General features: G+C 66.4%; 15 protein-coding genes. 1 reads left to right on the forward strand and 14 read right to left on the reverse strand.

Going from position 1 to position 10704, the window contains the following annotated elements:
• Positions 1 to 3: 3 nt before the first annotated feature.
• From V5F78_RS14575 to V5F78_RS14635, 13 genes are all read right to left on the reverse strand, one after another.
• On the reverse strand, positions 4 to 1986 hold the full coding sequence (locus V5F78_RS14575; protein WP_394071396.1) for a conjugal transfer protein TraG: 1983 nt from the start codon (positions 1984 to 1986) through the stop codon (positions 4 to 6).
• A gap of 41 nt (positions 1987 to 2027) precedes the next feature.
• Complete coding sequence (locus tag V5F78_RS14580) at positions 2028 to 3767, reverse strand: relaxase/mobilization nuclease domain-containing protein (RefSeq protein WP_394071337.1); 1740 nt, start codon at positions 3765 to 3767, stop codon at positions 2028 to 2030.
• 354 nt (positions 3768 to 4121) lie between these two features.
• On the reverse strand, positions 4122 to 4838 hold the full coding sequence (locus V5F78_RS14585; protein WP_394071336.1) for a lytic transglycosylase domain-containing protein: 717 nt from the start codon (positions 4836 to 4838) through the stop codon (positions 4122 to 4124).
• A gap of 49 nt (positions 4839 to 4887) precedes the next feature.
• The gene (locus V5F78_RS14590) at positions 4888 to 5178 is read right to left on the reverse strand and encodes a DUF736 domain-containing protein (protein ID WP_394071335.1); all 291 of its coding nucleotides are present in this window, start codon (positions 5176 to 5178) and stop codon (positions 4888 to 4890) included.
• 35 nt (positions 5179 to 5213) lie between these two features.
• Positions 5214 to 5759: a S26 family signal peptidase gene (locus V5F78_RS14595; protein ID WP_394071334.1), complete on the reverse strand. Its 546-nt coding sequence runs from the start codon at positions 5757 to 5759 to the stop codon at positions 5214 to 5216.
• Positions 5756 to 6271 carry a DUF2840 domain-containing protein gene (locus tag V5F78_RS14600; protein WP_394071333.1) on the reverse strand — a complete coding sequence of 172 codons (516 nt, stop codon included), beginning with the start codon at positions 6269 to 6271 and terminating at the stop codon, positions 5756 to 5758. The genes V5F78_RS14595 and V5F78_RS14600 overlap by 4 nt, the downstream gene beginning before the upstream one ends.
• On the reverse strand, positions 6268 to 6522 hold the full coding sequence (locus V5F78_RS14605) for a hypothetical protein (RefSeq protein ID WP_394071332.1): 255 nt from the start codon (positions 6520 to 6522) through the stop codon (positions 6268 to 6270). Before V5F78_RS14605 ends, V5F78_RS14600 begins: the two co-directional genes overlap by 4 nt.
• A complete protein-coding gene (parA, locus tag V5F78_RS14610) occupies positions 6519 to 7157 on the reverse strand; it encodes a ParA family partition ATPase (RefSeq protein WP_394071331.1) in 639 nt (212 codons plus the stop codon). The genes V5F78_RS14605 and parA overlap by 4 nt, the downstream gene beginning before the upstream one ends.
• On the reverse strand, positions 7154 to 8269 hold the full coding sequence (locus tag V5F78_RS14615; protein ID WP_394071330.1) for a replication initiator protein A: 1116 nt from the start codon (positions 8267 to 8269) through the stop codon (positions 7154 to 7156). Before V5F78_RS14615 ends, parA begins: the two co-directional genes overlap by 4 nt.
• A gap of 14 nt (positions 8270 to 8283) precedes the next feature.
• A complete protein-coding gene (locus tag V5F78_RS14620; protein ID WP_002718036.1) occupies positions 8284 to 8535 on the reverse strand; it encodes a helix-turn-helix transcriptional regulator in 252 nt (83 codons plus the stop codon).
• A 213-nt stretch (positions 8536 to 8748) separates the two neighbouring features.
• Complete coding sequence (locus V5F78_RS14625) at positions 8749 to 9294, reverse strand: DUF2285 domain-containing protein (RefSeq protein WP_394071329.1); 546 nt, start codon at positions 9292 to 9294, stop codon at positions 8749 to 8751.
• 31 nt (positions 9295 to 9325) lie between these two features.
• Positions 9326 to 9535, reverse strand: a complete 210-nt coding sequence (locus V5F78_RS14630) for a transcriptional regulator domain-containing protein (RefSeq protein WP_394071328.1) — start codon at positions 9533 to 9535, stop codon at positions 9326 to 9328.
• A 124-nt stretch (positions 9536 to 9659) separates the two neighbouring features.
• A complete protein-coding gene (locus V5F78_RS14635; protein WP_338829727.1) occupies positions 9660 to 9923 on the reverse strand; it encodes a DNA -binding domain-containing protein in 264 nt (87 codons plus the stop codon).
• Positions 9924 to 10150: 227 nt separating this feature from the next.
• Between V5F78_RS14635 and V5F78_RS14640 the strand changes: the two genes are divergently transcribed.
• Entirely contained in the window at positions 10151 to 10396 is a 246-nt protein-coding gene (locus V5F78_RS14640) for a helix-turn-helix domain-containing protein (protein WP_267211246.1), read from the forward strand.
• A gap of 19 nt (positions 10397 to 10415) precedes the next feature.
• On the opposite strand, the gene V5F78_RS14645 is transcribed toward V5F78_RS14640, so the two are convergent.
• Positions 10416 to 10628 (reverse strand): helix-turn-helix domain-containing protein, encoded by a 213-nt coding sequence (locus tag V5F78_RS14645; RefSeq protein WP_394071327.1) that lies wholly within the window; start codon positions 10626 to 10628, stop codon positions 10416 to 10418.
• Positions 10629 to 10704 lie beyond the last annotated feature (76 nt).

A 10704-nucleotide genomic window follows, 5' to 3' on the forward strand; every position in this document is an offset into this window, starting at 1 on the left:
ACCTCACGTCCCGAGATCGTCGCCGGGATCGAGCGAGGCTTGCTGGGCGAGGCCCTGCATCAGGTCGTTCATGCGGCCGATGCGCGGTGCGTCCTCCTCCATCTCGTCGGGCTGGTCGAGCGCAAATTCATTCTCGATCGGAGCCTGCTTCTCGACCGTGCCTTGGCTGAGTTCCGGCTGCTTCCGGCGGTCGGCGTTCTTCGGGTTTTCGTCGTCGGCGTCCTCGCCATCGGCCGCTGCCGGCGCCGGCGGCCGCGGCGGTAACGGGCGCGAACTCCAATCGTCGGGGCGTCCCTCTTTCGGCTGCACCGGATCGGGTGGAGCCACGATGCGCTCCTGAAACCGTTCATCCTCGTAGTAGCGTGCTTTCTTCGCCCGGATCGGGTGGACGCCCGACACCATGACGATCTCGTCGCTAGGTGGGAGTTGCATCACCTCGCCAGGCGTCAGCAGCGGGCGCGCGGTCTCCGAGCGCGAGACCATGAGATGCCCGAGCCATGGAGATAGCCGGCTCCCCGCATAGTTCTTCATCGCCTTCATCTCGGTCGCGGTGCCGAGCGCATCGCTGACCCGCTTCGCCGTCCGCTCATCGTTGGTCGCGAAGCTGACCCGCACATGGCAGTTGTCGAGGATCGAATTGTTCGGGCCATAGGCCTTCTCGATCTGGTTCAGCGACTGGGCGATCAGGAAGCTCTTGATCCCGTAGCCCGCCATGAAGGCCAGCGCGGACTCGAAGAAGTCGAGGCGGCCGAGCGCCGGGAACTCGTCGAGCATCAAGAGGAGCCGGCGGCGCCCGGCCTTGGCCTGCAGATCCTCGGTCAGCCGCCGGCCAACCTGGTTGAGGATCAGGCGGATGAGCGGCTTGGTGCGGTTGATGTCGGACGGCGGCACGACGAGGTAGAGCGTCGTCGGCCGATCGCCGGCAACGATGTCGCCGATCCGCCAGTCGCAGCGGCGCGTCACTTCGGCCACGACTGGATCGCGATAGAGGCCGAGGAACGACATGGCCGTGCTCAGCACGCCGGACCTTTCGTTGGCGGATTTGTTCAGCAGCTCGCGCGCGGCGGAGGCGACCACGGGATGGACGCCGGCCTCGCCGAGGTGGGCGGTCTTCATCATCGCCGCCAGGGTGGACTCGATCGGCCGCTTGGGGTCGGACAGGAAAGCGGCGACGCCGGCGAGCGTCTTGTCCTCTTCGGCGTAGAGGACGTGCAGGATCGCGCCGACCAGCAGAGCATGGCTGGTTTTCTCCCAGTGATTGCGCTTCTCGAGGCTGCCTTCCGGGTCGACCAGAATGTCGGCGATATTCTGCACATCGCGCACCTCCCATTCGCCGCGCCGGACCTCGAGCAGCGGATTGTAGGCAGACGACTTCGCATTGGTCGGATCGAATAGAAGGACGCGGCCATGCTGGGCACGGAAGCCGGCGGTAAGCTGCCAGTTCTCACCTTTGATGTCGTGGACGATCGCCGAGCCGGGCCAAGTGAGCAAAGAGGGAATAACGAGGCCCACGCCCTTGCCGCTCCGGGTCGGGGCGAAGCACAGCACATGCTCCGGCCCGTCATGGCGCAGATAGCTGCGCTGATGCCGACCGAGCACGACACCGTCCGGGCCGAGCAACCCGGCCTGCTCGATCTCCTTCGGTTGCGCCCATCGCGCCGAGCCGTAGGTGTCGGCATTCTTCGCTTCGCGGGCCCGCCAGACCGACATGCCGATCGCGACGGCAGCGGCGATCAGTCCGCCCGATGCCGCGATGTATGCGCCCTCGACGAAGATGGACGGCGCATAGGCGTCGTAGGCGTACCACCACCAGAAAAAGGCTGGGGGCAGATAGAAGGGGAAATGCAACAGCTCGAACCAAGGCCGCCCAAGCTCCGGCTGGAAGCCGAGGCGCCAGGCGGTCCATTCCGTGGCCGTCCAGATCGCCAGCAGCACGATGGCGAAGACGGTGATGACCTGGCCCCAGAGGATTTTGGTCGCGGACACAGCGGACTTCCTTTCTTGAAGTTGCTGGTGGGTAGGGTCGGTCACAGGCCGAGCCCCCGATTTTTGCCGAAGCCCCAGTCGATCCCGCCGTCGCCCCGCGTGACGCCGGAGACGTGGCGGCCGAGTTGCTTCTCCAGAGAGGGCGTCCAGGGCACGAGCTGGAAGCCAAGGCCGTCGTCGATCATGGCGAAGCGGCCCGAGGCGAGCGCGAACCGCTGGCGATAGGCGCCAGCGACATACTCGCCGGCGGCCGCCTGATTGAATGGCTGGCCGGTCTCGGCCGCGAGCCGCTCGCCCAAGGCCTCGACCTCCCGTCGCCGAAGTGTGCCGATCAAGCCGTGGGAGAAGACGATGCCTCGTGCCTGGCGTTCCGCGAGGCCCTGCTCGACGAGCTGTTCGGCCCGCTGGTCCATCGCGTCGCGCACCTCGGCGCCGAAGCCGGCTTGTCCAAGCGCCACGGGATCACGGGCGACGGCCTGCCGATCGAGCCAGGTCGCACCGCTGGCCGTCACCTGGTTCTCGATCGAGAGATCGGACCGCACGGCGAGCGCGACGCGACGTCGACCTTGCGCATCATCGAACTTGCGCAGCTCGACAACTGAGCCCGGCGCGCTGTCGCCGGCGGCGTCGAGGTCAGGAAATTTTATGTGGTGGGTGCGGCCGTCGACGCCGTCGACCACGGCATAGGCTGTGCCCTTCAGCTCGTCGTCGAGGCCACGGTCGACGAGCCTGCCGACTATGGGAACGTCGAGGCTCTCGCCGGCGAGGACGTAGCTCGCGGTCGCCCGATCGATGCCGCGTTCGGTCAGGCCGCGGTGGATGCGCTTGATGATGTCGCCGCGCTCGCCGAGTTCGCGTAGCGTCGTCTCTGCGGCCGCGTCCGTGGTCCATTGGCCGGGGCCGATCTGATGCGCGAGGCCGAGGCTCTCCAGATGCCGCAGCCGTCCGACCTTTAGACTATGGAATTCGTCGGGCGGCTGAGCGGCGCCGGGAGCCAGGTCGACGACGCCATGCCGATCGGCATCGCGAACCAGTTGCCGATCAAGTTGGGTCCAGCGCTCGGCCTCCACCTGGCGCTCGAGCGCGTGCCGGATATCAAGATCGCTGCGCAGCCCCAGCTCCTGTGTGACCAGGTCCTGGGCGCGGGCGCGCATCCCCTCCTTGATGTAGTCGCGCGAGATGACCAGGTCCTGACCATCTTCGGCGACGCCGCGCACGATGATGTGGACGTGCGGGTGCTGCGTATTCCAGTGATCGACGGCGACCCAGTCGAGCTTGGTGCCGAGATCCTTCTCCATCTGGCCGACCAGCTCGCGAGTGAAGCTCTGGAGGTTGGCCATCTCCGGGGCGTCTTCGGGCGAGACGATGAACCGGAAATGGTGGCGGTCCTTCTCGCACCGCTCGGCGAAGGCTTTCGGGTCGGTGTCGTCGGTCTCGGGACCGAACAGCCGCGCCTTCTCCCCGTCCCGGGTGACGCCCTCGCGCCGGAGGTAGCCGAGATGGGCGCCGAGCGGCGCGGACCGGGCGGTGTGACGGACCACGCGGGTCTTAACCGTCACCAGACGCGAGCGGCCTGTCAGGAGATGGTTCGCCCGGACGGCGGCGACACGGCCGCGGCCGAAGGTCGAGCGGCTGTTGCTCCGGAGCAGGCCGTGCCGCGAGATGCCGCCGCCGGCACGCTGAGCGGCGGCGAGCGCCTGGGCGATGAACGGCTTGGCGCGCTGACTGCGAGAAGATCGGATGCGGCCAGGCCGTGGCTGGAAGTCGTTCTCCTCAGCCATGGCCGGCCCCCGCAATGTGCAGGAAACCCAGCTCCGGCAAGGGATTGCAGGCCGCGCGCACATTGCGGGTGGACGCCACACATTGCCGGATCAGTGAAAAACCCCAGCAAAAACAACCGACCGACCGAGCCGCACCCTGCGGCCTTTTATCTGGCCCTCGGTCGGTTGGTTTCTGCTCTCCTCCCCTGTCCGCCCTTCCTTCTTCCCGGAAGCACGCTTCCCCACGCCTGCCTGCGAAATCGCCCCCTGTGTTTGCGATGCATCCTCCTGAGCCGCTGGGGGCCGCCGAGCCGACACGGAAAGCCCGAGGTGACCTAGGCGATGTAGTGGCACGTCGATGGAAGAGCGGCGCGATCACGGCTTCGGCCCCGCTGCGGAAACGTGGACGAACAACCCATCGGATTGCGGTGCGATGGCCGACAGGTCGCGCACCGAGACGCCAGGCGGCGAGTCGCTCGACGGCGGTTTGGCCGTCGCGCGATCGAAAGGTTCAGCGCTTGCCGATCGCACGATGAAAAGCGGCGCCTGGGTCCAGGACGACGGATCGGAGGCCGCCACGAGGACAGGCCCATCGGTCGCGCCGTCCCCGACAAAAGGGACAAGCGCTGCGACGTAAGCGACGGTTTCAGGCGGCAGCGGACGATGCCGATCGCGATAATCTTCGTATCGCCCAGGCCCGGCATTATACGCCGCGAGGAATCCTGGCGATCCGTAGCGGTCGTGCATCTCGCGCAGGAAAGCCGCACCAGCCAGGATGTTGTCGTGCGGGTCGAACGCGTCGCGCCCGAGGCCGTAGCGAGCGCGCAGCGCTGCCCATGTCTCGGGCATGAGCTGCATTAGGCCCATCGCGCCCTTGGGTGAGATGGCGCGTCGATCGCCACGGCTCTCGATCCGCATGATCGCTCGAATCCATGCCGCCGGGATGCCGAAGCGTTGCGCGGCTTCGGTAACGAGAGCGGCGTAGGAATCGCTCGAAGCCTGCACCGCGATGGGCGTCGCCTGAGCGTGAACGGCGACGACGGGCATGCCGAACGCCGTCACGCTGGCGAGCAGAAGAAGCGCGCGCCGCATGTGATCAGCCCCGATCGCCGCGCTTCGGCGGACGGTTCCAGTTCAGCACTCAGGCCGACTTGTCATCGCCCGACTGGAAGAGGTTCGCGCGGATCGGCTGTGACAGCGCCAGATCGTCAATGACGAGCGAGACGTACTCGCCCGCCTTCTCGCCGGTGCGCTTCCAGCCCGCGCCGATCTCCGGGCCGTCGCCATCGCCAAGGTGGATGCGGTAGTCCGGCGCGTTCTCTGCATCGGAGGATTCGGCCGGAACGAGGGAAAGGTCACGGTAGAAGAAGAGCGTCTGGATGCGCCCGGTGAAGCCGGACTTGTCTCGGGTGAACTGACCAATCTGCGCCATGGGAAACCTCCGTTGTTGGCGGGTTGAGAAGCGGGTCAATCGGTGGCGGCACGCCATACGAAGCGGCCGTCACCGGCCTCGTCGGTCCACAAGGGGACCGCGCGGGCGACGATCGCGGTGGTGGGAAGCGGGCCGAAATAGCGTCCGTCCAGGCTGTCCGGGACGGTCGGGTTCATGAGGAAGACTTCGGTGGGGCCGAGCGTGTGGCAGCCGCTCCAACGCGGGAGCGGGCGGCCGAGGTGATCGCGCTCACGCGCCGCGCCGACGGCGATATGATCGACGGTGATGGCGTCGCCCGCGCGGCATACGGTCTGCCCAGGCAGCGCCATCACACGCTTCAGCAACGGCACGCCCTTGGGCAGGAAGCCACCATCGGCGAGATAGCTGGCGATGGGTTCGGGTGCTCGCACGGCAACCAGTTCGAGCGCGTGCAGCCGCCCAGCCGGACGGAGCGCGTAAAGCCCGGTGGGCGTGCTCGCCGTGGCGTTCCAGATCAGGCGCGGCGCCGGATGAACGAAGGCCACGCCGATGAAGACGAGCATGGCGAAATACGTCGTCATGACGTAGCCGAAGCGGGTCATAGCGTGACGCTCCGGCGCTTGAGCCAGGCGGCGTGCTGCTCGCGCGTGTAGGGGCGCGGTTCATGGCCGGCGGCGAAACGGTTGTGGAGGTGACGCCAGTATTCCGGCGCGGCATCGGCGGGATCGATGTCGAGCGCCTCGATGGCATCGATCGCCTGCAGAACGCGCTCGACCTTGGGCCAGCTATCGACGCGCAGCAGGATCTCGCCGCCCGGGCGCACGAAGGGCAGCGTCTGGAAGCGTGCGCCAGGCTCGACGGCGCGCACGATGTCCATGCGCGAGACGACGGTGCCGTAGTCGTTCGACGCCCAGCGCACGAACGCGAAGATGCTGCCGGGCTTAAAGCTGGAGATGCTGCGGCGGCGATCGAGGATCTTCTCCTCGGCGCGGCGGCCGAAGCGTAGCCAGTGTTCGATTTTCTTCTCGATCCAGGTCAGCTCGACATGGGTAAGTGCGACGGTGCGCCGATGCGATGGCGGCACGACGCGCGGCGACGGCTCGTTATCGTTCATGAGGTCTCTCCGGGATCGGCGGGGAATTCGCGCGCCAGGAGGTCGCGCAGCATGTCGGCGACGGTGATCCCACGCCGGAAAGCGGCGACCTTGATGCGGCCGCGCAGCGCCGGCGTGACGTCGATCGTCAACCGGGCGGTGAAGGCGGAGGGCTCGTCGCCGCGACGGCTTGAGGCGTCGGGCGCCTTGATCCAGCTCTCGGCGTTGCCGGGCCGGGCGGCGAAGCCGCGTCGGGGGCCACCCGCGCTCATGGCGCAATCCTCGAAACTTCTGCGGCGAGCGCCGCGATCTCGCGCGCCGCGGCGCTCTGCTCGGCCAGCTCGAACACGAGGCGGCCGGATTGCGCGGCGTCGGCGAAGATGACGCGCTGGCCGATGGTGCTGGTGAGCACCGGCGGATCGTGATCGGCCAGAGTCTCGGCCGTCTCGCGGGCGATGACCGTGCGCGCGCCGCAGCGGTTCAGCACGAAGCGCGCGGCGAGCCGGGGGCGATAGATGCGGGCCTCGCGGAGCAGGTCCAGCATCTCGGCCGAAGCCCAGCCATCGAAGGGCGACGGCTGTACCGGGATCAGCACGAGGTCGGCGGCCAGGAGCGCCGAGCGCATCAGCCCCGCGACACGCGGCGGTCCGTCGATGACGACGTGATCGGCGGTGCGTGCAATTTCCGGCGCTTCGCGATGGAGCGTGTCTCGCGCGAGGCCGACGACGCCGAATAGCCGCGAGACGTTCTCCCGCGCCCGCTGCTGCGACCAATCGAGTGCTGAGCCCTGCGGGTCGGCATCGATCAGCGTGACGCGCTTGCCATGCAGCGCCAGCTCGCCGGCGAGATGAAGCGCAAGCGTGGTCTTGCCGACGCCGCCCTTCTGGTTGAGCAGAGCGACGATCATCTCTTCCTTCCCGGCTTGCGACCGAAGGGCAGCGATGGCTGTCGTGCTGGTGGCTCGGAGGCCTGCGCAGCGGAGGTGGCGCGTTTATCCGCAGATCGCGCGGACCAACAACAAGAGTTAGATTCTGAGTTAGACTCTAAGTTAAGGCCTGGAATCGCCGTTTCCGGCCAAAGTGTTAGCTGCGGTTCGTGCGTGCGAAGTCCCGATAGGGCTGCGTGCGGAGTCCCGATATCGTTTGCGTGCGAAGTCCCGAGCGCTTCCACAGCGCCATCCACAGGGACTGTGGATATGTGAGCCGGCAGGATGCGCAGCAGCTCGCGGCGGCCCTGCCACTCGATGCGCAGGCGATAGCCGGGCAGCGGCTGGCGCGCGGCGATGCGTCGGAGTTGCAGCGCGAAATCGGAGACGCGCACCAGGCTGCCGGACTTCTCGTGCAGATGAGCGATCTCGAACAGCCAGCCTTTGGGCTGGCGACCGGCGTGCTTGCGGGCGACGCGGTAAAGCCAGCGCTCGATGCCGCCGGTCAGACGGAAGTAGGCGGGGTCGATGGCCAGGACGAGCGAGCGGTCGATGACGCCGCGGTAGAACCAGTCGGGGAGTACGAACTCCATACCCTCGACGCGGCCGTCGCGCGTCGTGCATTCCTCCCACTCATTGATCCAGGAGAACTGATGACGGCGCCAATGTTCGCCGTTGCGGATGGTCGTGCGGATGACGGTCGATTGCAGGCGGGCGAGCGCGCCCTTGAGGAGCTTGTAATCGCGTGCGCCTGTCTGCCGACCGATCGCGGTCAGAAGCTGGTAGGGCGTGAAGCGAAGGAAGCGCGAGGTCTTGAAGCCGAGGTTCTCGGCCTCGACGATCTGGCTCGCCGCCCAGATCAGCACGTCGGCGTCCCAGATGGTCGCCATGCCGTGCTCGGGCACGGCGTAGACCTCGACCCGAACACCGGCGGCTTCGTAGAGGATCGGCGCCGTGTGCCTAGCTTTGGCCAGCGAGAAGAACGGCCGCTCCATCAGGTCGCGCTGATCGCGCGGGCTGGCGTCACCCGTGGCGACGACGAACGGGTCGAGCTTGCTCCGTTCGCTGGCGGTGATGAGGCGGCGAGACGACATCGACGAGCGCCGCTTCAGCGATGCGCGTGGCCGGCGGCGCGGGCCTCGACGTATCGAGGATCGGACGTCGAGCTGCACGCGGCCTGGTCGGCCCAGGCCTCGAGGTCGTCGATCGCGTAGACGACACGCCCGCCGAGCTTGCGGAAGGTCGGGCCGCTACCGTGGCAGCGGTATTTCTCCAGCGTCCGCGGTGAGATGCCGAGGATGCGCGCCGCTTCATGTGTGCGGACGTAGCGCGTGGCGAGTTGCGCGGCCCTGTCGGGCATGATGTGCCTCCGTCTTGCCTCGAAGCGCCGCGGCCAAGTCGCGGCATGTCGGGGTCACGGTGGCGGAGAGTTCAGGCGTTGGGGGTGGACGAATATTTTCGTTGGCGTGTGTCCCCCCGTTTGCGTCGGGACGAACGGAGACGTCGCGGACGAGGCCAGTGGCCCATGGTCGGTGTGGTGATAGCGATGCGTGGGGATGGATGGAGGCGCGCGTCAGAGACCGCGCAGGAGCTTCAGATAGCCCCTTTCGACGAGGGCGATCGAATCGTGGATCAGGCGGTTGGCTTTGCGGCGCGCGTGGGAATCCTTCCACTCGACAGAGGGAAGTTGGGCGTGGTCGGAGCTGAGAACTTCCGCCGCGATGTCGCGCGGGCCACCGCCGGCATCGTGAACGTCGAAGGCGTGGAGGAGTTGAATCAGTCGCCGTTTCTGGAAAGACGTGAGCCGCAGGGCGGCCGGGAGAAAGTTGATGCGCTGGCCGCTGAGTCGACGGGCGAAGCGTAGCGCGACGTCGAGCCGAAGCTCGAACATGCTGTCGAGCGGCAGAAGCACGGCCGGCCGTCGCGTGGCTTGGTCGTCTTGCAGGCGGATATGGAGTTCGTCCGAGCCGTCGACGATCACCAGTTCACGTCCATCGGCGTCCGTGCGCTCGACGAGTGCCGGACCGAAGGCGCTGGGATCGAAGGATGAAGCGGCCTCGAACCCGGTTGGCGCCGGTTCCAGGATCAGCGTGGCCGGCGAAACTTCCGGCAGCCACATGACGGGTTCGAGTCCGACTGGAGACGCGGGGTCATGGGCGAAAGCGCAACCCCCATCGCCGAGCCAGACCGGCACGGGCGGTCTCGGCATCGACGGAGGCGCGTGCGATCTGGCGTTGTGTTTGCGCGAAATCGCGGCGGTAGTGGATGTTGCGGCGCAGGAATTCGACGGCGAAGCCGGGGCGTTCGAGGCGGTTCAGGCGATCAATCGTCTCCGGCGAGCGCCAATACTCCGTGGGCATGGCGTTTCCTCTCGTTTGTCCTCTCTCAAGGAGGGCCGCCACGATCCGGAAAACTCGTCGGCAAAAGTAGCCCTTAAGGTTGCATCGCGTGTGGCTGCGAGCCGTGGGAGTGTGGGGTGTCGGTTCACTGCATCCGGGGTTCAAGCAAGTGCCGATAGCCCGTCTCAGTCATCCAGCGGGCCCGCGCCAGGTGGCTGTCATGAACCGTTTTGGCACGGGCGGGCTCCTGGGCCGGGTTGAGGCCGAAGATCACCTGGACGACTTCGCGCCAGTCAGCGCCCTCTTCGTCGGCCATTAGCAATCGAAGATAGATCGCCAGATGTTGCTCGTCATAGGCGTTCAAGCGGTCGGTGTGCGGCGGCCGGTCCTGGAAAGGCACCTGAGTCATTGCGATCTACCCCCTTGAGATCAAAGCAATGTGTTAGCCATTCATTTACCGCGAATTTTTGCAAGATTTGGGCCGCGAATACTTACGCCGCGATGCTTGGCGCGCATCACGTTGCTCGCGGAAATGGCAAACTGAGGCCTCCGCAGCGTCGATGAAAAGCAAAGGCATGTACGAATCGGAACGATCATTCCTGGAACGATAATTCCTATATCGGCTCCATCATCGCCATGGATCTTAAGGAGGTCATGGCGGTCAATCTGCGTCGGTTGCGTCATGCGAAAGGGATGACGCAAGAGGAATTGGCCGAAAGGGCCGGGTTGAGCGCCCGGTACGTCGGAGGGATCGAACGCGCCGACGTCTCGGCGAGCGTCACGGTGCTCGGCCGGATCGCGGAGGCGCTCGAGGTGGAAGCAACCGAACTGGTGCGCGCCGTGCCCGTGAAGGCGCGGAAAAAGGCGGCGGTCGAGCCTTAGTTTCTGTAACGACTGCGGTTCACGTCTCGCGCCGGAAGAATTCGGCAGGGTCCGACTCAAGGACCTCGGCGAGCTTCTCCAGCATGTCGACGGTCGCGGAATGCTGCTCTCGTTCGAGCATTCCGACATAGTTGCGATTGATGCCCGCACGATCGGCAAGCTCCTCCTGTGACATGCTTTTGGCATGTCTCAGTCTTCGCAGATTCGTGGCGACGATCTCCCGCAAGCTCATGCGGTGAGATCGCCGTGCCACCTAATATACTGCCACCTAGTAAACTAGGTATTCCGACCGTTCAAGGTTGGCGGCC

The sequence above is a fragment of the Roseixanthobacter glucoisosaccharinicivorans genome, assembly GCF_043195095.2.
Lineage (GTDB): Bacteria > Pseudomonadota > Alphaproteobacteria > Rhizobiales > Xanthobacteraceae > NCEH01.

Excerpts from the sequence above, each read along its gene's own strand:
- V5F78_RS14580 (WP_394071337.1), bottom strand. The coding sequence starts at position 3,767 with ATGGCTGAGGAGAACGACTTCCAGCCACGGCCTGGCCGCATCCGATCT.
- V5F78_RS14585 (WP_394071336.1), bottom strand. The coding sequence starts at position 4,838 with ATGCGGCGCGCGCTTCTTCTGCTCGCCAGCGTGACGGCGTTCGGCATG.
- V5F78_RS14590 (WP_394071335.1), bottom strand. The coding sequence starts at position 5,178 with ATGGCGCAGATTGGTCAGTTCACCCGAGACAAGTCCGGCTTCACCGGG.
- V5F78_RS14595 (WP_394071334.1), bottom strand. The coding sequence starts at position 5,759 with ATGACCCGCTTCGGCTACGTCATGACGACGTATTTCGCCATGCTCGTC.
- V5F78_RS14600 (WP_394071333.1), bottom strand. The coding sequence starts at position 6,271 with ATGAACGATAACGAGCCGTCGCCGCGCGTCGTGCCGCCATCGCATCGG.
- V5F78_RS14605 (WP_394071332.1), bottom strand. The coding sequence starts at position 6,522 with ATGAGCGCGGGTGGCCCCCGACGCGGCTTCGCCGCCCGGCCCGGCAAC.
- parA (WP_394071331.1), bottom strand. The coding sequence starts at position 7,157 with ATGATCGTCGCTCTGCTCAACCAGAAGGGCGGCGTCGGCAAGACCACG.
- V5F78_RS14615 (WP_394071330.1), bottom strand. The coding sequence starts at position 8,269 with ATGTCGTCTCGCCGCCTCATCACCGCCAGCGAACGGAGCAAGCTCGAC.
- V5F78_RS14620 (WP_002718036.1), bottom strand. The coding sequence starts at position 8,535 with ATGCCCGACAGGGCCGCGCAACTCGCCACGCGCTACGTCCGCACACAT.
- V5F78_RS14625 (WP_394071329.1), bottom strand. The coding sequence starts at position 9,294 with ATGTGGCTGCCGGAAGTTTCGCCGGCCACGCTGATCCTGGAACCGGCG.
- V5F78_RS14630 (WP_394071328.1), bottom strand. The coding sequence starts at position 9,535 with ATGCCCACGGAGTATTGGCGCTCGCCGGAGACGATTGATCGCCTGAAC.
- V5F78_RS14635 (WP_338829727.1), bottom strand. The coding sequence starts at position 9,923 with ATGACTCAGGTGCCTTTCCAGGACCGGCCGCCGCACACCGACCGCTTG.
- V5F78_RS14640 (WP_267211246.1), top strand. The coding sequence starts at position 10,151 with ATGGATCTTAAGGAGGTCATGGCGGTCAATCTGCGTCGGTTGCGTCAT.
- V5F78_RS14645 (WP_394071327.1), bottom strand. The coding sequence starts at position 10,628 with ATGAGCTTGCGGGAGATCGTCGCCACGAATCTGCGAAGACTGAGACAT.